At 47.7% G+C, this 20,543-nt stretch carries 14 protein-coding genes and 1 tRNA gene; 10 read left to right on the top strand and 5 right to left on the bottom strand.

Annotated elements, in window-relative coordinates:
• Positions 1-166 precede the first annotated feature (166 nt).
• From GT409_RS16190 to GT409_RS14820, 4 genes are all read left to right on the top strand, one after another.
• A complete protein-coding gene (locus GT409_RS16190) occupies positions 167-478 on the top strand; it encodes a transposase family protein (protein WP_160629834.1) in 312 nt (103 codons plus the stop codon).
• A 384-nt stretch (positions 479-862) separates the two neighbouring features.
• Positions 863-2,620 carry a hypothetical protein gene (locus tag GT409_RS14830; RefSeq protein WP_160629833.1) on the top strand — a complete coding sequence of 586 codons (1,758 nt, stop codon included), beginning with the start codon at positions 863-865 and terminating at the stop codon, positions 2,618-2,620.
• A 90-nt stretch (positions 2,621-2,710) separates the two neighbouring features.
• Entirely contained in the window at positions 2,711-6,697 is a 3,987-nt protein-coding gene (locus GT409_RS14825; RefSeq protein ID WP_160629832.1) for a glycosyl hydrolase family 18 protein, read from the top strand.
• A 47-nt stretch (positions 6,698-6,744) separates the two neighbouring features.
• Positions 6,745-8,325: a sulfatase gene (locus tag GT409_RS14820; protein ID WP_160629831.1), complete on the top strand. Its 1,581-nt coding sequence runs from the start codon at positions 6,745-6,747 to the stop codon at positions 8,323-8,325.
• Positions 8,326-8,475: 150 nt separating this feature from the next.
• On the opposite strand, the gene GT409_RS16185 is transcribed toward GT409_RS14820, so the two are convergent.
• On the bottom strand, positions 8,476-8,709 hold the full coding sequence (locus GT409_RS16185; RefSeq protein WP_160629830.1) for an integrase core domain-containing protein: 234 nt from the start codon (positions 8,707-8,709) through the stop codon (positions 8,476-8,478).
• A gap of 218 nt (positions 8,710-8,927) precedes the next feature.
• Here GT409_RS16185 and GT409_RS14810 point away from each other — a divergent pair, with 218 nt between their 5' ends.
• A complete protein-coding gene (locus GT409_RS14810; RefSeq protein WP_160625940.1) occupies positions 8,928-10,145 on the top strand; it encodes an IS256 family transposase in 1,218 nt (405 codons plus the stop codon).
• A 166-nt stretch (positions 10,146-10,311) separates the two neighbouring features.
• Here GT409_RS14810 and GT409_RS14805 read toward each other — a convergent pair whose 3' ends face one another.
• On the bottom strand, positions 10,312-10,791 hold the full coding sequence (locus GT409_RS14805) for a DDE-type integrase/transposase/recombinase (RefSeq protein ID WP_160629829.1): 480 nt from the start codon (positions 10,789-10,791) through the stop codon (positions 10,312-10,314).
• Positions 10,788-11,102, bottom strand: a complete 315-nt coding sequence (locus GT409_RS14800) for a transposase (protein ID WP_160629828.1) — start codon at positions 11,100-11,102, stop codon at positions 10,788-10,790. Before GT409_RS14800 ends, GT409_RS14805 begins: the two co-directional genes overlap by 4 nt.
• 282 nt (positions 11,103-11,384) lie before the next feature.
• Between GT409_RS14800 and GT409_RS14795 the strand changes: the two genes are divergently transcribed.
• The 3 genes from GT409_RS14795 to GT409_RS14785 all read left to right on the top strand — a co-directional run bounded on the left by GT409_RS14795 (position 11,385) and on the right by GT409_RS14785 (position 16,033).
• Positions 11,385-13,859 carry a GH36-type glycosyl hydrolase domain-containing protein gene (locus GT409_RS14795; protein ID WP_160629827.1) on the top strand — a complete coding sequence of 825 codons (2,475 nt, stop codon included), beginning with the start codon at positions 11,385-11,387 and terminating at the stop codon, positions 13,857-13,859.
• Between the two features lie 597 nt (positions 13,860-14,456).
• A complete protein-coding gene (locus GT409_RS14790; protein ID WP_160629826.1) occupies positions 14,457-14,774 on the top strand; it encodes a hypothetical protein in 318 nt (105 codons plus the stop codon).
• Positions 14,775-14,857: 83 nt separating this feature from the next.
• A complete protein-coding gene (locus GT409_RS14785; protein ID WP_160629329.1) occupies positions 14,858-16,033 on the top strand; it encodes an ISL3 family transposase in 1,176 nt (391 codons plus the stop codon).
• Positions 16,034-16,081: 48 nt separating this feature from the next.
• On the opposite strand, the gene GT409_RS14780 is transcribed toward GT409_RS14785, so the two are convergent.
• Positions 16,082-16,158: transfer RNA gene (locus GT409_RS14780), tRNA-Ile, on the bottom strand.
• A 127-nt stretch (positions 16,159-16,285) separates the two neighbouring features.
• Here GT409_RS14780 and GT409_RS14775 point away from each other — a divergent pair.
• Positions 16,286-17,170 carry a cation diffusion facilitator family transporter gene (locus GT409_RS14775; protein WP_160629825.1) on the top strand — a complete coding sequence of 295 codons (885 nt, stop codon included), beginning with the start codon at positions 16,286-16,288 and terminating at the stop codon, positions 17,168-17,170.
• Complete coding sequence (gene mnmA / locus GT409_RS14770) at positions 17,167-18,261, top strand: tRNA 2-thiouridine(34) synthase MnmA (protein WP_160629824.1); 1,095 nt, start codon at positions 17,167-17,169, stop codon at positions 18,259-18,261. Before GT409_RS14775 ends, mnmA begins: the two co-directional genes overlap by 4 nt.
• 6 nt (positions 18,262-18,267) lie before the next feature.
• On the opposite strand, the gene GT409_RS14765 is transcribed toward mnmA, so the two are convergent.
• Positions 18,268-20,481, bottom strand: a complete 2,214-nt coding sequence (locus tag GT409_RS14765) for a tetratricopeptide repeat protein (protein WP_160629823.1) — start codon at positions 20,479-20,481, stop codon at positions 18,268-18,270.
• Positions 20,482-20,543 lie beyond the last annotated feature (62 nt).

Below are 20,543 nucleotides of genomic sequence, written 5' to 3'. Positions count from 1 at the left end.
ATAGGTTTGGTTTCCCCTTGGAAGGCAGAGGAGACATCATGTCGCTAGTTTGACGACCTCTCTGCTTTTTTTTGGTTCAAGACCCATTTTCGGGGGACGAGGAGTCATAACGGAATTTTTGGTATCTTGCTTTTGCGAGAAACAACTACCAAAAGGAGATTCCGTTATGACCGCTCAAAAGATACTCAAAATTCTCGGTGAATGGGAAGGGTTCCGTGTCGGAACAGTGGGGCCGGCCCCAGGGGATCCGTCCGAAGTATGGATCGAGTTGACAGCAGAAAATGGCTCTGGCCGTTGCAGTGGTTGCGGGTCGCTATCTCACACTGTCCATGACTCAACCATCCAGTGGATACGTGAACTTCCGGTCTTCGGGAAGACAACATGGCTGATGATTACACGACGGCGAATGCTTTGCCCCGCATGTGGCCCCAAGCTGGAAGCGCTCACTTGGCTGGACCCTTATTCGCGCTTTAGCTAATGGCGACGCTTGAGGTGTAGCGCATATACGCTTCAATGTCTAGGTCAGGCATCCATCCGGTGAGATAAATGTTTTCATACTTAAAGACTTAGAAGCCTGTTTGAGCATTATTTTTCCATATATTTTCACTATAGTTTCTGTCTTTTTCATGTTCAAAAGCTATTCACAAAAACTAACTTAATCGGTGGTTCAAATTCTCAAACGTTGCTTCTTTGCAACAATAATCTTAAAATTATAAGTAACTGTATCATTCAAGAGTTGATCATGAAATATGAATAATGAGTATTTTTTTTGATGGTTTAGGCATTTAAAACCTGAGCTTTAAACACTACTTTAGTTTAAAACCGCTTACACAACGTAGTGTATGTGAAATTGGGGAGAGCTATGATAAAAAAACATGTATGGGTAACAATCTTTATGGTCATTGTTGGAGGAGGTTTGCAGGCGCAGCTTATTGATTTTCAAATGAATGAAGGCACAGGTACTTCTCTGAGTGGACTAAGCCAGACCGGATCGGATTCAGCTGTTTTTGGAGCTGTGCGTCCGGCTATCACGGATGGTGCAGGAAATTTGGTGTTTAGCAACACACTTAGCACTGCAGCAGGGCTTCCTCTGAGTCAGGTATATTCGAACAGCGGTCTGTATAGGATTGAAATGCGTTTTGATTCATGGAATATGTCTGCAGCGCTTACTCTTGCTAATGTGAATTGGCTAGTGCAGCAGACAGGGGATGCCAATGTTCTTAATCTGACATTCAGAAGACACGACAGTTATGGCGGTATGTTGTTTACGGTATTTGGAGGTACCGAAGGGGGGCAAAATACATCAACTCCGCTGGATGCAACCATTCCGCTCATAAGCGCTGGTACCGGTATTGTGGTTCGAGTTGATGTCGATATCGAAGCTGGTTTATATGATTTTTATTGGAAATGGGATACGGATTCAGATTTTAGAACAGCTGGTATTGCTCGATCTTTAGGTGGACTTCCCAGTATCAATAAAATGGTTTTGTCAAGTGGTAATGTCACATGGGGAGAAGGACAGTTTATCGCAATGGATTATTATACTGTTGCTTACATAGAACCGTCTCCATATTTTATCGAATATACAATGAATGATTCGGCCGGAACAGCGATTGGAGATTTGAAGAATACCGGGAATGATCACTCTTCTTATGCTGATTTTGTTGATGATGATGCGGTCACGGATGGAAATGGGAATTTGCGATTTGAGAATGTGAGTGTTGATCGTTGGGTGAAGCACACTCCACTTACGGCTATTTCTAATGGGGTTGTGATTGTTGAATGGCGTGTTGATTCTTGGGATTTGTCTGCTGCCACCGCAAGCAATGCTGTAGTTTCTGTTGGTGTTGCTGAGGGGCCTGGAGTGATTGTCGATTGTCAATTTGCGGTAATTTCTAATTATGTCAGTCTTGGGTCATATGCAACAGGCGAAGGTTCAGCAGGTAATACGCTTGTATCGCTTACAGGGACAACTGGGGTAGTTTTGCGGACTGTTTTGGATTTTGACAGCGGACTTTACGCCTCATATTGGAAATATGATACAGACGCTGATTTTACACAGATTGTTCTTGGAAGTATGGGGAATGTTACCGTTTTTTCACGATTTGATTTATATAAACTTAAAGGAGATTCCGCTAGTTGGGGAGAGGGGCAGTTTGTAAATATTGATTACATCAATGTAACATTGACTAACGGTATTGGTTTTGGTCCTGCTGATTTTTACGCTAGTTGGGCTGCGAGTTATGGGATAGCTGGCAGTGTAGGTCTATTAGATGATCCGGATGGGGACTGTCTAGACAATCTTTCAGAATATGCTTTGGGTGGAGATCCGGGTAATAATGAAGATATTGGAATTGCTGGAGATGTTGCTCTGACGACAGATAGTGGAACTAATTATTTTGAATATACCTATAGGAAGCGTAGCGATGCTGCCGCACGTGGTCTTAGCTATTATTTAGAGAAAAATTTAGATTTAGTGTCTGGTTTGTGGACTAATCTCGACTATGAGGTTATGGGGGTTGGTATAGTTGATACAGATTTTGAAACGATAACTAATCGTATTGTAATAGGTAGTGACGCTAACATGTTTTTACGACTCAGAATTAAATCTGATTTCTAACATTCCAAAGCCATGTCGAAATAATCAGTGTGTTGTTTTGCGTGTCTATTAAGGTTCGACAGATGTTCTTGTCTGTAGGGAGGTTAGGTAATGAAAGATAAAATATGGTCAAAAATACTTGTAGTAGTTGTATTACTACATGCTTCTTTGCAGGCGCAGCTTATCGACTTTCAAATGAATGAAGGCACAGGTACTTCTCTGAATGGACTAAGCCAGACCGGGTCGGATTCAGCTGTTTTTGGAGCTGTGCGTCCGGCCGTCACGGATGGTGCGGGAAATTTGGTGTTTAGCAACACACTTAGCTCTGCAGCAGGGCTTCCTCTGAGTCAGGTATATTCGAACAACGGTCTGTATAGGATTGAGATGCGTTTTGATTCATGGAATATGTCTGCAGCGCCTAATCTTGCTAATGTGAATTGGCTAGTGCAGCAGACAGGGGATGCTAATGTTCTTAATCTGACATTTAGAAGACACGACAGTTATGGCGGTATGTTGTTTACGGTATTTGGAGGTACCGACGGGGGGCAAAATACATCAACTCCGCTGGATGCAACCATTCCGCTCATAAGCGCTGGTATCGGTATTGTGGTTCGAGTTGATGTAGATATCGAAGCTGGTTTATATGATTTTTATTGGAAATGGGATGGCGATACAAGTTTTACTGCGGCTGGTGCTGCTAGATCACTGGGGGGGCTCCCAGGTATCGACAAATTTGTTTTGTCAAGTAATGGATCATCCGGTTGGGGGACAGGCCAGTTTATTTCAATGGATTATTATACTGTTACTTACATAGAACCGTCTCCATATTTTATCGAATATACAATGAATGATCGAGAAGGAACTGTTGTCGAAAATTTAGAGAATACTGGAAATGATCATTTGTCATATAATAGTGGTATTGATGAAGATGCTGTAACAGATGGAGAAGGGAGTCTTCATTTGGAGAATGTGAGCCATAGTCAATGGATGACGCACACTCCTCTTGCAGCTATTACTAATGGAGTTGTAATTATTGAATGGCGTATTGATTCTTGGGATTTGTCTGCTGCCACCGCAAGCAATGCTGTAGTTTCTGTCGGTCTAAGTGGAGATTCAGAGGATATCCTGAATTGTCAGTTTATGGCAGCGTCTGGTGGAATTAGCATAGGTTCATATGCAACGGATGGTAGAGCGGCCGGTAGTACATTTATACCGTTTTCTAACAGCGAAACAGGGGTCGTAATTCGTGTGGTTCTCGATTTAGATGCTAGGTTTTATTCTTCATACTGGAAGTATGACACTGATTCTGAATTTTCGCGGATTGTACGTGGAAATGCGGCCGATGTTTCAAAATTTACAGAGCTTGTTTTGTGTAAACTAAAGGGTAATTCTGCCTCTTGGGGGTTAAATCAGTTCGTTGATATTGATTATATCAATGTTACATTAACCAACGGTGCTAGTTTTGGTCCTCCAGTAACTGATTATTATGGGAAGCATATTGTTGGCTATATTCCATATTATCGGAACGTAGAACGGTTAATCGATTATAGCCAAGTTACAGATGTAAATTATGGACACATGATGCTTTCTTCGGCTGGCGATTTGGACACTTCTCTTGTACAGTTTTCAAGACTGTCAAATTTGGTTGAAAATGCACATGCTGCAAATGTAAATGTTCTTATAAGTTGCTCTGACAAGAAGTCGGGGAATTTTTCATCGATGGCATCGAGCGTATCTGGTCGAACTAATTTTGTGAGTCAGATTAAGCAATTTTGCCTCGATAATAATTTAGATGGTGTAGATATTGATTGGGAATATCCTTATACAAGCACCGACAAAGTTAATTATGGTGAATTGTTGGAGCTACTTGATATGTCATTGTCAGAAGATGAGTTGCTTTTAACCTCTGCTGTTTCCTTCGGTTGGATGCAGGATATTCCTCTTGCCGCACTGCAGCATCTGGACTGGGTTAATATTATGGCGTATGATATGGGGCTGCCTGATCATTCGACGTTTGATGATGCGCTGTCCGCATTGGCTAACTGGGAGAGTTTTGGGTTTCCTCGAAATAAAGTTTGTCTAGGTGTGCCATTTTATGGGGCGAACACTAACGGCGATTTACAAGCTTACTTTAGTCTTTATGATGATCAAAATCCGACTCCGGATGTAGATGTTGTTAATGGATATTATTTTAATGGCATTAATACAGTAAGGCGAAAGGCGATGCATGTATTGAAAAAAGGTTATTTGGGAGTTATGATCTGGGATTTGGGGGGGGATAAACTTAATGATTCGGCATCATTGCTCACCTCGATTGCTGATACTTTGAGTCTTTCTCCTCCACAGGTTATAAATTTCCAAATGAGTGAAACCAGAGGGACATCTTTAAATGGACTGGATCAGACAGGATCCGACTCTGCGACTTTTGGCGTGGCACGTGCCAGCATTATTACAGATGGTGATGGGAATCTGATTTTTACAAATATGGCCGCTGGCAGTCTTGCAACGGGGCTTATTTTAGATCAGTCATATACAGGGCAATATAGGGCAGAAATTCGTTTTGATTCATGGGACATGTCTTCAGCTCCGGATATGTCGAGTGTGGATTGGTTAATGCAACAAACTGGAGATGCGAATGTTCTGTATCTTAAGTTTAGAAGGATGGATTCTTTCGATGGCATGGCTTTTTCTGTTATTGCGGAGGGAGGCCAGAGTACTTCAACTCCTGATATTTCAGGTGGGGCTATTCCTCTCGTGAGTACAGAAGGGCTTACTGTTCGAGTAGATTTTGATACGGTTGTTGGGCTGTATGATGTATATTGGAAATTTGACTCTGATGTGGCGTTTACAGCTGCAGGTACAAACAGAAAATTGACTCTTCCCTGTATGAATAAGATGATTGTAACTGGTACGGGGGAGGGAGCTTCGTGGGGTGGGGGGCAGTTTGTTGCTATAGATTCTTATTCCGTAACTTATATCGAGCCATTACTTGACTTCCAAATGAGTGAAACCAGAGAGACATCTTTAAGTGGGCTGGATCAGACAGGATCCGACTCTGCGACTTTTGGTGTGGCACGTGCCGGCATTATTACAGATGGTGATGGGAATCTGATTTTTACAAATATGGCCGCTGGCAGTCTTGCAACGGGGCTTATTTTAGATCAGTCATATGCGGGGCAATATAGGGCAGAAATTCGTTTTGATTCATGGGACATGTCTTCAGCTCCGGATATGTCGAGCGTGGATTGGTTAATGCAACAAACTGGAGATGCGAATGTTCTGTATCTTAAGTTTAGAAGGATGGATTCTTTCGATGGCATGGCTTTTTCTGTTATTGCGGAGGGAGGCCAGAGTACTTCAACTCCTGACATTTCAGGTGGGGCTATTCCTCTCGTGAGTACAGAAGGGCTTACTGTTCGAGTAGATTTTGATACGGTTGTTGGGCTGTATGATGTATATTGGAAATTTGACTCTGATGTGGGCTTTAACACCGCCGGAGTAAGTCGGATATTAACTTTGCCGAGTATAAATAAAATGATTTTAACCGGTGTTGGTGATGGTGCGGCATGGGGGAGTGGGCAATATATTTCTATGGATTATTACACAGTAACCTGTATTGAAAATATGATGGGAGTTGTCGGCGAGACGGTTTGTGCTGAAAGCATGGATCAGTTTAATCCTCTGGATTTTTATAATCGGTGGGTGGCTGATTATTTAGGTCTAAGTGATCGTGTAGGTCTATTAGATGATCCGGATGGAGACTGTCTAGACAATCTTTCAGAATATGCTTTGGGTGGAGATCCGGGTAATAATGAAGATATTGGAATTGCTGGAGATGTTGCGCTGACGACAGATAGTGGAACTAATTATTTTGAATATACCTATAGGAAGCGTAGGGATGCTGTCGCACGCGGTCTTAGCTATTATTTAGAGAAAAATTTAGATTTAGTGTCTGGTTTGTGGACTAATCTCGACTATGAGGTTATGGGGGTAACTTCCATTGATGACAACTTTGATATAATTACTAATAGTATTCCTGTTAATGTGGATAGTGAAAAACTTTTTATCAGATTAAGAATCGAAGGATTTGGTTTTTAAGTTGTTTAGATCTAATATTTATAGAATATAATATACAGAGGAGTGAGATGATGAAGAAGAAAAGACGTTTTTTAGTTTTTGGGACTATCCTTGTGGGAAACATTCTAGATGGCTTTTTACCAGCATTTGCCAAATCAGAAGAAAAAAGACCTAACGTATTAATGTTCTTGGTTGATGATCTGGGATGGAATGATACATCACTTGTATGGAGAGGGGAGGAAACGCTATACAATGAACGTTATCGTACGCCAAATATACAGAAGTTGGCCAATGAAGGAGTTCGATTTTCTCGTGCGTATTCTCAAGCACTTTGTTGTCCCTCGAGAGCATCGTTTATTACCGGCCAAAATACGATGCGTTGTAAAATCACAGGCGATTTTGGTACATTGTATAATCATAATCATACAATGATGTTTCCAGGAGGGAAAATTCTTGATAAAAGAAGTTCTACTTTACCACGTGTGCTAAAAGAGCATGGCTATAGGACAATTCACGCCGGAAAATATCATTTGACTCAATATGGTAGCGATCATCCTTCTCCTGAAGAGATTGGCTATGATGTCAATATTGGCGGAAGTCAATATGGTCAACCGGGTAGTTATTATGGAACCGATAACTATGAAAATCAGAAAAATAAAACGATGCAGGTTCCGGGGCTTGAAGACTATTATGGAAGTGATACCTATCTGACTGAGGCGCTGACTGATAAGGCGATCATTGAAATAGAGCGGGCAATGAAGGATGGGACTCCATTTTTTATGAATATGGCTCACTATGCGGTGCATACTCCTATTCAACAGGATCCACGGTTTGGTGCACATTATGAGAGGCGTTCGGGCGAACTCGCAGAAGAGCCCGATTATGCAACGATGATTGAGGGAGTTGATGTTAGCTTAGGGCGGTTTTTGCAGGCAATTGAAGATGCTGGTCAGGCTGATAATACACTTGTTATTTTTTATTCCGACAACGGGGGGCGTGTTTTGTGGCGACAAAGCAAGAGTTTGTATGGTAAAAAATATGATTTTAATTATCCTTTACGCAGTGGAAAAGCTTGTTTGTATGAGGGTGGAATACGTGTTCCTGCAATTATAAAATGGCCCGGTAGTGGTGCGAAGAATATGGAAGTAGATACGCCTGTAATTATCGAGGATCTTTACACAACCATTCTTTCAATAACAGGCTGTTTTGATTCGTTGGGGGAGAATAAGAGTCAGATTGACGGCAAGGATCTAAGTGTATTGATTAAGGGGCGAAAATCAAGAAAGTTGATGGAGCGGCCTTTGTTTTTCCATCTTCCTTATCGATTTGATGGCGAGGCCATTAATGGTCCCGATTTTAAAAATGGTGGTGTGACGCCTTCAACAGCCATTATTAAGGGGGATTGGAAGTTAATTTATTTCCATTTGAATGAAACATTTGAATTGTATAATTTAAGTTCAGATGTTTCAGAAGCGAATAATCTGTTGTTAAGCAATATGGAGAAAGCCAAGTCTCTATGCGTACAGTTAGATAAATATATGAAACAAACAGAGGCCATAAGACCTGTGCATTTGCCTTCTAAAAAACCAATTAGATGGCCGTTGGATGCTTTGATCAGGATTGAAACGGGTGCTCAAGGCTTAGAATAGAAGTTATAAATTGCATGCTTATTTGTAAAATTTCTACTGAGTTGTGATAAAATATATTTTTAGAATTAAAATCTAGCGTATAGAAGTGGACTCAGGGTTTAAACCACTCGGTGCTCCGTTTAAGTTGTGTCGCATAGGCTCCGGTTTCTGTCAACCGATCCCTCCCCCGGGGGAGGGATGAAAAGTCTTTTTTCCTGCAGCCAGCTCGACTGTGCCTCTATACACTTCCTCCGGCGTGGCATCCCCAAGCGGCTGGTGTGGACGCTTGCAATTGTAGCGCATCATATACGCTTCAATGCTCCGTTCAAGTTCCCAGCCGTTCTCGTATGATTTCAGGTAGATGTCCTCATACTTGATGCTCCGCCAGAACCGTTCAATGACCACGTTGTCCAGCCAGGGCCTTTGCCGTCCATGCTAATTGTTATACCCAGCTCTTTGAGCCGCCCGATCAACTCATCTGACGTGAACTGGCATCCTTGATCCGTGTTGAGAATGTCCGGCACCGTGCCGACCGATAGCGTATTAAATCTTTCGCACATTTGAATTGGGGTTCTCCCGGCTGGTAAAACCAGCCGTGTGTCAGCAAACACAAGGAGAACCAAATGGATAGAGACCAAAAGACGACGGAAGATACCACGAAAAAGATCATCGAAATTGACGACTCGGCTGTGCGGGGACATCTGCAGGAGCTGGTGAGAGGCTCCGTTGAGGAGACGCTCAACGGCCTGCTGGATGCCGAAGCGGATACCCTGTGCGGAGCAAAACGCTATGAGCGAAGCCCGGATCGGGTGGATTCTCGTGCGGGCCATTACGAGCGTGGACTGGAGACACAAGCCGGCAGTGTGAAGCTCAAAGTACCCAAGCTTCGCAGCATTCCCTTTGAGACACAGATCATTGAACGCTATCGTCGTCGTGAAAGCTCCGTCGAAGAAGCGTTGATGGAGATGTATCTGGCCGGGGTGTCGGTTCGCCGTGTTGAAGATATTACGCAGGCACTGTGGGGCACGCGAGTCAGCCCGGGAACGGTCAGTAACCTGAACCAAAAAGTTTATGAACGCATCGAGAAGTGGCGGACACGCCCGATTGATGGCGAGTATCCGTACGTCTATCTCGACGGGATCTGCCTGAAGCGCAGCTGGGGCGGCGAAGTGAAGAACGTATCGGTTCTGGTCGCTATTGGAGTCAATGCGGAAGGCTATCGAGAGATTCTTGGTGCCGCCGAAGGCGAGAAGGAAGACAAGGCCGGATGGCAAGCATTCTTGCGCGATCTGAAGGAGCGGGGGCTCAAAGGGGTTCGCTTGATCGTCAGCGATAAATGCCTTGGGTTGGTGGAATCGGTCGCCGAGGTTTATCCATCCGCCGACTGGCAACGTTGCGTGGTTCACTGGTACCGCAACATCTTCCAGAATGTACCGCGCCAGAAAGTCAAAGCAGTCGCTGCCATGCTCAAAGCAATTCATGCCCAGGAAGACCGCGAAGCGGCCTTGGAAAAGGCTCAGGCAGTCGTAGAAAAGCTAAAAGGCATGAAGCTGAACAAAGCGGCCGATCACGTGCAACGAACCGTAGACGAAACACTGAGCTATATGAGCTATCCCGAGGAGCATTGGCGGCGCATCCGCACCAACAATCCGTTGGAGCGGATTATGCGCGAGATCCGGCGACGTACCCGCGTAGTCGGCAGCTTTCCTGACGGACAGTCCGCGCTGATGCTGGTCGCAGCTCGTCTACGCCACATCGCAGGCACCAAATGGGGGACGCGCCGCTACCTGAACATGACCCGACTCTACGAACTGGAACAACTCAAGAAGAATGCCGCATAGGCGGCCTCGGGCTTCGACCCAACTCCGACGAGTTATATGACCCATTCTCGTTGGCCCGAAGCCCAGAGGCCGCCCCGAACAACAGAATTTATGGAGAACTCCAAAACGAAAGTGCGAAAGATTCTGGACACTACCTGCCGACCGATTCAACGGCTTTATTCAACGCTCACAGGCAGAAGCCGGTATCCAGCGTGTTGGACAGCTCCCATGCCAGGACCTTGCGCGAATGCCAGTCCATCACTGCAAACAGATACATAAAGCCTTTGGCCATCGGGATGTAGGTGATATCTGCACACCAGACCTGATTCGGACGGTCGATTTTTAGCCCCCTCAGCCGATAGGGATAAATGCCCGATGGCCCGCCGGGAATCGTCGTGTGCTTGCGCGGATAAACCGTCTCGATGCCTATCAGACGCATAAGCCGTTTAACCCGGCCCCGCCCGATCTTCGGCCAGCCTCTGCGCCAAAGATAATTGCGCATCCGCCGCGATCCGGCGGTAGCATCCTCCATATGCAACCTGTCGATTTCCCGCATGATTCGCAGGTTCTCTTCCGGCTCACCTTTGGGCAGGTAATAGAACAGCGAGTGGGAGATATCCAGCAGTTCGCACTGCCGCCTCACACTGATTTTTTCTTCCCGGCTCACCAGCGCCGTCCTTTGACGGCAATCCCCAGCTGCACGGACTTTTTTTCGAGGAATTCGTTCCCCATGGTCAATTGCCCCACCTTGCGCTCCAGTTCCTCAATCCGATGGTTCTGTCCCAAATCATCCTTTGCGTTCTTGCGCACAAACAGGGAACCCGCTCCCTCCAGAAGCTCTTTCTTCCAGGCGCCGACCTGCACCGGGTGCAGTTCGTATTTAGCCGCAATCTGATTGATCGTCTCCAGCCCTTTGATTGCCTCCAGCGCAACACGAGCCTTAAACTCCGCCGTATGTTTCCGTCTCTGTTTATTCATAGCACCTATCCTTTCATGTTCGGGAGCCATGCGCCAAAACTAACTTAACCGGTGGTCCAAATTCTCAAGTCCGCCTCTCCAATAAACAGGATCGATGGGAATACCAAAACCATTTTTTCAGAACTTGACTCACACAAGTGGATATCTGAGTTTCGAGTATAAATGAAATAATCTGAGGCATTTCTTGTCCTCAAGTTTAATTATATTTTTATTACAAGATGCCGTGAGTGATCATTTCATTGGTGGAATACTAACGAAATTATATCTTGTTGAAAGGGAAATATGAAGTACGGATATTTTGATGTGAAGAATCGTGAATATGTTATTGAACGCCCCGATACTCCTTTGCCTTGGATTAATTATCTTGGGAAGGAAGGGTTTTATTCTTTAATCTCTAATACTGCAGGTGGGTATAGTTTTTATGTTGATGCACGGAAAAGACGGTTGACGAGATATCGTTACAATAATATCCCTAATGATGTCGGTGGTCGATACCTTTATCTGCGGGATAATAAAACAGAAGAGATTTGGTCATCCAGCTGGGCTCCTGTTAAAGCAACGTTGGATTTATATGAATGTCGCCATGGTTTAGGGTACACGGTAATCCAGTCACAGAAAAATGGGATCGATGTTACTGTCCGTTACTTTGTTCCACTCGATATAAATGCCGAGGTTTGGGAAGTGAGTGTTAAAAATATTTCAAACGAAGCGAAAGATATTTCGGTTTTTTCGTTTGTAGAGTGGTGTTTGTGGGAGGCTCTGAATGATATGACGAACTATCAGAGTACTTATAATTATGGTGAGGTTGAGGTGGAAGGAAATATTATTTACCACAAGACCGAATATCGTGAAAGACGGAATCATTTCGCATATTTTGGATGTAGTGAAGATGTTGCGGCGTATGAAACCGATGGGCATGTTTTTTGGGGAATGCATAGTGGGTTTGACTCACCGGAATCTGTAAGATTGGGGCAACTTAAAAATACGATTGCCGAAGGTTGGAATCCGATTGGAAGCCATCAACTCAACTTGATGTTGCAACCGAGCGAAAGTAAAGAAATAAATTTTGCTCTTGGGTATTGGGAAAACCCACAGGATCAAAAGTTTTCGGCACCTCAAGTGGTTAATAAATCATTGGTTGAACCGGTGATTGAAAAACTATTAAACCGGAAAAAAACCGAAGCTTTGTTTGCCGAAAGAGTGAATGACTGGGAGAATGCTCTTAATGTTCTTCAGGTTGAGACGCCAGATGAAGAAATTAACACGATGGTGAACACTTGGACACCGTACCAGTGTGTGCAGACCTACATCCATGCTCGAAGCACCTCTTTCTGGGATACGGGAATTGGTCGGGGAATAGGGTACCGTGATGCCGCACAGGATATCATGGCTGCAGTTCACCTGATGGACCCTCCTCGTATTCGTCAACGGGTCATTGATCTGGCAGGTATTCAGTGGCGCACAGGGGCGACCTACCACCAGTTTCAACCGCTCACCAAAAAGGGGAATGCTGAGATTGGTACAGGGTTTAATGATGATCCGCTCTGGCTTCTTATTGCAACTGCCGCCTACGTTAAAGAGACGGGAGACTGGAGCATTCTTGATGAAATGATTCCGTATGCAGATGACCATGGCGCACCTGCTTCGCTGTATGACCACATGTTAACATCGTTTAATTATTCCCAGAAATACCGTGGGCCTAACGGTCTTCCGCTAATCGGTCGAGCCGACTGGAATGATTGTCTGAACTTACTTATCACGCGAATTGAGGAAGGCGAAAATTGGCAGGGTGAAGCCGATTACGCTGCATTGGATACTGAGGTCGGCAGTGTGCCGGAGTCCCTAATGATTTCTGGGCAATTTGTGATTGCTGTCAACGAACTCGCCGCCATGGCGGCAAAACGTGGTGATATGGAAACGGTTGAAAAAGCTCGAGCTGCTGTTGCGCAAATGAAACAGAATATCATCAACAACGGCTGGGATGGCGAATGGTTTGTCCGTGCTTATGATCGGCACGGAAAGGCTATTGGTTCGAAAGATAGCCCCGAGGGTGCTAGCAAAATTTGCATTGAGTCCCAGGTCTGGAATGTTTGGGCCGAAGTTGGTTTTGAAAATGGATGTGCCAAGCAGGCTATGGATTCGGTGAAGGACAAGTTATACTGTGAGCATGGTATTCTCTTGAACCAGCCGTCTTATACCGTGTTTAATGTTGAGCATGGTCAAATGACAACAGTTCCTCCGGGTCTGAAGGAAAACGGAAGTGTTTTCTGTCAGCCGAATGGTTGGGCAATCTCCGCCGAGTGTAAGCTCGGGCGTGGAGATCGTGCTCTGGAATATTACAATGCTATCTGCCCAATTAAGCGGGAAAATCTCAGTGAAGTGCATCGAGCAGAACCTTATATCTACAGCCAAATGATTGCCGGTCCGGAGTCGGCATACTGCGGAGAGGCTCGCAATTCTTGGCTTACAGGATCTGCTGCATCCAATTTAGCAGGTATGACTCAGGGCATTTTGGGGGTTCAGGCGGACTATGATGGTTTAAAGATAGATCCTTGTTTGCCAACTGGTTGGAAAGCATGTAAAATATCACGTTATTTTCGTGGTGATATTTACAATATTGAAATTCATAATCCTGATGGACTTGGTACTGGTATAACTCATATAACAGTTAATGGCGTGGTGCTGGAAGGCAATGTTATGCCTGTCATAGGCGATGGAACTGTTCATGATGTACAAGTAATAATCACTAAAGATTAGCAGGATACGGTGTGGATCATAGACCGATAAAAGCTATTATTGTTTGTCCGTATTGTGACCCACGCTAGCCTTCTTTTTGTTGTAAGGGGTGCCGCTGCCAAAAAGAAAAAAATGAACCGTTTATTGTCTCAATGTTGTTTAATGTCAAAGGTGTCGTTCGATTGTGTGTGTTTCACTTCTTGCGAGAATACGTATTCAACTGACCCAGGTCTTGGAAAGATAGGAACCCTGCTGATATCGTCGAAAAAAACGGGCAGTGGAGAGATTCCTGCCGCTAGGTCTACAAGACTGGGGAGCAATAAAATACTTCCGAAAACTGACTGCGTAATGACGGTGAAACCGAATATAATTCGTTTTTTGACGGACGACCTGCGCAGTGAACGTTTCCATGCTGCAGAAACAGCTAGAGATGATCCCCGTTTCAATCGTCAAAAGGGGACTGATTTTCAGCTCTTCGTTGCAAAAGAAAAGATCTATATGATGAAGATTGAAATGAGATACGTCCGTCCTACTTCCCGATGTCGCTATCGGTTTCGGTGACTTGAACAACCGTCACCTGAATAACTTTAAAGACTACAGAGGAGTAGCAGACGTTGAATGAAAAATCCGATTATCGTTTTTGCAAAGAAACAGACCGCAGAGCTTCAGTGCCGGGATATTCCGAAGCCGGGGTCCGGCGAGCTGCTGGTGAAAAACCACAAATCGCTGATCAGCATTGGTACGGAAACGACGGCGTTCATCGGCGACTATCCGGCAGGCTCGACCTGGGAAAAAGACTTTCCATATCCGTTCGACGCCGGGTATGCCACTGTCGGTGAAGTGATTGAAGTCGGCGAAGGGGTTGATTCGTCCTGGATTGGTACGGGTCGGAACGATGGCTCCGCACTGCCGTTATGCCTCTGTTCCGGTGGATGAAGTGCGTAGGCTCTTCCTCAAAGACGGGGGCAAGGGCGATCCCTGACTGCTAAGGTAGCAGTTGGAATAAAAAGGAGATCGCTATGCCCCAAGAGAAGATAGACCTGGTCGGCCCCGGCATCAAGGTTCATTCCGTAGTCCGCCACGGTGGCGTGATGATTCATGCCGAGTACGTTGGCCCGGTGGCCTGTCCGCAATGCAGTTCAGAGCAGCTGCGCACTAAGGATCGATTTGTACGGAAGCTGCGTCATGAAAGCATTGGAACGAAAAACACCTGGCTGTACTTGACGCTGCGTAAATATCGCTGCGAAGACTGCAGACGCTATTTTAGGGCCCGAGTGCCCGGCCTGCTGCCGTACCGGCGCAGTACCGAGATGTTCCGTCAGGAGATCTTTATGGATCACCGTGACGGCATCAGCCAGCAACAGCTGCACCGCACCCGGCGGATCGGATCCGCTACTGTCGAGCGGTGGTTTCATGACCATCTGGAGCTTAAAGAGAAGATGTTTTCCAGCCGGTTGTGCCCGACGGTTCTGGGTATTGATGAACACTTCTTCACCAAGAAGCAGGGATACGCAACGACCTTCTGTGACCTGCAGAAGCATCGGATATTCGAGGTAGCCAAGGGACGATCGGAGCACTCCCTGCATAGCGCTCTGATGCGAATGAAAGGCCGAGAGCGCGTTCAGGTGGTCTGTATCGACCTTTCATCAAGCTATCGCAGCTTGGCTCGGAAGTATTTCCCGAATGCATTGATCGTCAGCGATCGGTTCCATGTGGTGCGAACCGTCATCCGCCATTTCCTCGACACATGGAAGCTACTTGACCCTGTAGGGCGTAAAAACCGTGGGCTGCTATCGCTGATGCGCCGAAAAGGCGAAAACCTGCGCCCGGAGCAGCAAGCCCGTCTGGAGCGATATTTTGAGCAGAACCCAGCGATTGGTATGGTGTACAAGGCCAAAGAGGAGCTATGCGAACTGCTCAACCAGAAGCATCGAACACAAAAGGACTGCCGGCCGCTAATCTCACGCCTGCTGTACTGGATCGATCAGCTGCGCAACAGTCCATTCGAGCCGTTGCGCACGCTGGGGGCCACATTGAGTTCCTGGCGCGATGAGATCGCCCGGATGTGGCGTTTCACCCGAAACAACGGCATTACAGAAGGCTTCCATACCAAGATGGAGCTGATTCAAAGGAGAGCCTACGGCTTTAGGAATTTCAGCAATTACAGATTGAGAGTAATTGTGATGTGTGGTTAATAAAAATTCGCCCTTGCCCCCGTCTTTGGGGAAGAGCCGGTTTTAGGGTGGTGGGCCCGGAGGGACTTGAACCCCCGACCAAGAGATTATGAGTCTCCTGCTCTGACCGACTGAGCTACGGGCCCGAAAGACCGGAAAAGATAGTCTTCATCCTGCTGCTATTCAAGGCCATAAGTTCAGGCATTTTCGTTTCTGCTGAGTTTTAATAAAGCTCTCGCAACCGAATGCGGGATTCATTAGGGTTTCCTGCTCATGAGTACCCCATCACCAGAAAAACAGATTCGTGATATTACCGCTATCGGGCTGGTGGTGAATCTGTTGCTGTCTGCCTTGAAATTTAGTTTGGGGATTTACGGCCGGTCGCAGGCGGTCGTCGCAGATGCTGTGCACAGCCTGTCTGACATGGGAACGGATCTGCTGATTCTTTTGGGCGTGAAGTTCTGGTCCGCGCCGGCCGACGAGCGGCATCCATATGGGCATCAGCGTGTGGAGACGGTGGTAGCACTCTGTATCAGTTTTCTGCTGGCGACAGTTGCGTTTGGGTTCGGCGCAGACGCCGTTCGCAGTATGAGCGACGGCCCTAAATGTCCTCCGCTTTCGATTGCTCTGCTCGGACCGCTTTTTTCCATTGTTTCCAAGGAAATTCTTTTTCGCCGAACGCGTACCGTGGGAAAACGAATTCATTCATCGGCTCTGATTGCCAATGCATGGCATCACCGCAGTGATGCGCTCAGTTCAATTCCGGCGCTGGTGGCTGTGGCTGCTGCCGCGACCAATCCCAAATGGGCTTTTCTGGATCCGATCGGGGCGCTGGTGGTCGCTATTCTGATTCTCAAGGTTGCGTGGGATATTGCTTCACCGGCCCTTTCCGAGCTGATGGACCATGGTGCAGGACGGGACGATTTAAACCGCATTAGAGCGCTGGCCCAGTCGGTGCCCGGGGTTCGTTCCATTCATCGTTTGCGTACGCGGCGGGTCGGCTCCGGCTGGTTTGTGGATCTGCATGCCGAGGTCGATCCGGATATGACGGTTCGCAAGGGCCATGACATCGCCACGCAGGTGCAGTTTCGGCTGCTTGAAGACGGCCCGTCTGTGGCCGATGTAACAGTTCACATTGAACCGGATGAAACAATATGAAAAAGCGCGTGGCAGTAGGAATGAGTGGGGGAACCGACAGCTCGGTAGTCGCGGCTCTGCTCGCCGAGCAGGGATGGGAAGTGATCGGCCTGACCGCACACATGTGGAAAGAAGGGTCTCGATGCTGTTCTCTTGAGGATGTTACCCGGGCCAAGAAAGTCTGCGCTGCGCTTGGTATTCGCCATTATGTGGTCAACGCGCAGGACCGTTTTGAGGAGCGCGTGGTTTCTTCGTTTGCCGGGGAGTATGCTGCGGGACGAACGCCGTCGCCGTGTATATCCTGCAACCAGTTCATCAAGTTTGGGTTTCTGCTCGATCGCGCGGTGCAGCTGGACTGTCAGATGCTGGCCACCGGCCATTATGCACAGGTTGAAGAGCTCGATGGGCAGTATCATCTGAGGCGTGCGATCGATCCCAAAAAAGATCAGGCCTATTTCCTGCACCGCCTGTCCCAGAAACAGCTGGCACATATTCTTTTCCCGCTTGGCGGCTGGACCAAAGATAAAGTCAAACAGTGGTCGACAGACCACAATCTTCCTGTCGTTCCCCGCGGCGAAAGTCAGGATCTCTGCTTCGTTGAGGCCGGTAGATATGCCGAATTTGTGGAAACCCGTATTCCGGAGATTAAGAAAAAGGGAGAGGTTCTCGACGATCAGGGAAATGTACTGGCGGAGCACGAAGGAATTCACCGTTTTACTGTCGGGCAGCGCGGCGGAACCGGCGTGGCGACCGGAGAGCGCGTTTATGTCAGCGATATTAACGCCGACGACAACAGCATCACACTCGCTCCTCGCGAGAAAGTGATGAAATCGAGCTGCGTTGTGACCGATGCGCACTGGATCTCAGGAGTGTTTCCAAACCTTGGAAACTCATTGCATGAGGGCGCTGATAATCTTCCCGACATTGGAAAGTTTACGGTGCAATCCCGTTATGGCCACCGCGGTGCAGCAGCAGCCATTGAGAAAATCAGCGACAGCGAGTTTCGTGTGCTCTTCGATGAGCCGCAGTTTGCATTGACACCGGGGCAGGCGGCCGTCGTCTTTTCTGATACCGAATGTCTCGGCGGCGGCTGGATCCTGAACGCTGAATGACCGCCGTTATTGGCCGATTTGTCCATACATGCTTTGAAGGCCCGGAGAAGTCACCCCGCGCTCGAAGGCCTGTTCGATGATCTTTTTTGCCAGATCGGGCTGGCGGGTCTGCATGTAGTAATACGCCAGGGTTTCCACATGGCGCGGATTGTACGGATCCGCTTCAATGGCGGCTCTCAGAAGCCGGAAGGTTTCGGGCATATTTTTGTTCGAAACCAGGATTGCCAGGTTGTAAGCGGCCTGAGCATTTTGCGGCTGAAGCTCAAAAGCTTTGCGCAGATGCGTTTCTGCCTGATCGGTTTTGCCCTGTTCGGCATAGAGCAGTCCCAGATTGAAGTGGGCTTCCGGGGACGGTTCCGGCAGCCGGGTTGCCTGGATCAGACGGGTTTCCGCTGCTTCAAGCTCATTGAGGTTGGCGAACGCCATCGCTCCATTGATGAGCGGAGGTGCAATGTCGTCGCGCAGCTCGTGAGCGCGATCATATTTTTCGGCGGCTTTGCGGTAACGCTGCTGGCGCATCAGGATATTGGCGGCGTTGTAGTGCGAGCCCCAGTGGTCGAGTCGCAGATTGTTGGCGGTCCACATTTCCTCCATGGCGGCTTTGAATGAATCACGGTCCGGTTCCGGAATTTCTTTTTCGGGGACTGCCGCAAGACGCTCGGCGGCGCGGACGCGAACGAGGCGGATCGGATCGGACAGGGCCGCCAGCAGCGTCGGGCGGTCGCCGGGATTATTGTCTCCGTCGAGTGCGGCTGCGGCTGCAGAGCGCACCAGCGGATGTTTTGCTTCGGTGGCCAGATCTCGAAGAATGCTGTGCTGCTGTGGATCGTTGGTTGGAGGAAGCAGTCGGATCATCGAGGTGGTGAAGAGCGGATCGGATTCCGGATCTTTAATGTAATCAAGTACGGCGGGAAGCTGGTCCCAGTCGCCGTCGCGCAATGCCTGTACGAGCAGGGCGCGTTTCATTTCAAACTCGGTGTCTTTGTCAAACGTCGGATGCCATTCGCGCACATGTTCCAGAGCCCATTCATTGGATTTGTCGGTGTGGCAGAGGGTGCAGGCATTGCGTGACCCGACCGCGATGCTGAGGTTGGGCATTGGTGGACGCATCGAGTGGTCGGACTGGTTCATGCCGCCGAACGAATGCATGGCCATATGGCAGTCTGTACATTTGGTGGCTCCGCCGTTGGGATGGTGCATGTGTTCGGCCGCGTCCAGACGGCGTTTCTCATGGCAGGGCAGGCAGGCTTCGTTGGGATTGTCCTTGAATTTATAGCGGCCGCTGGATGTGTGGCAATATGTGCAGCTCAGATTGCCTTTGGTCGCGCAGGGGCTGAGCCACCAGCTGCCCATTGTATAATTTTCCCCGAGGTCGCGGCCGTTCGGGTAGTAGTCGGCGTGTTCAAAGGTGGTGAGGTCATAATGATCCCAATAGTTGTCTTGGGTTTCAAATCCATCGGTGATGGCCCCGCCTTTTGTGTGGCATCCGGCACAGGACGCGTTTTGCTGTTCGACGGACATCTCGTTCCATTTGATGATTTCCAGATTCTTCGGTGGATTGTTGGTGGGAGCTTCTTTGCAGACCCGTACATGTTCGGAGGCCGGACCGTGACACGATTCGCAGCTGATGCCCGGCTCTTCCCATGTGGTGGCATACGTATCTGTCTCCGGATCATAATTTGATTCGCTCTGACTGACGTGACACCGGAAACACTCCGCGTTAAACGTCAGCATGGAATCGCGCCAGCTGACCGGCGTGTCCTGCTGCCCATCTTCAAAATGGCGCAGCATGCTGAGCGTTGTGTTTTTCCATTCGTCATGCTGCACATCATAAATAACCGGCAGCACCTGCAGGCGGCCGTCGTCCATGAGCGTCAGGAAATTGTAGTAGTTTTTGCCGCCCATCGCGTATTTGATATTGTATTCCTTGCCCTGATCGTCACTCATCCACCCGCGTTCGGGGGTGATGTGCGTCATGTAGAAGAGACCTTCTGCCTCAATCGGCTCCGGTTGAGGAGGCAGGGCGGCTGCCAGATCCGCCGACCACGGCTGAAGCGCCTTGGCGTGGTGTGATGGCGCCCACAGTTTATAGAACTTTTCGTGGCATTCCATACAGCTCGACGATCCGCTGTATTCGCGCTTGTGTACAGTCTCGCTGCATCCGAAAAGCAATGTCAGCCCTGCCGCAGCGATCAAAAAAATGGAACTTTGTTTTTGCATGAATGATGGCATGGTAGGCTACTGATCCGTGGTTATTGAAGAAGAATTTAGTCTAGTTAACA

It is taken from the genome of Tichowtungia aerotolerans (genome assembly GCF_009905215.1).
Classification (GTDB): Bacteria; Verrucomicrobiota; Kiritimatiellia; order Kiritimatiellales; family Tichowtungiaceae; genus Tichowtungia; species Tichowtungia aerotolerans.
Note: the sequence above shows the minus strand (reverse complement) of the source record. Positions and strands in the feature narration are given on the sequence as shown.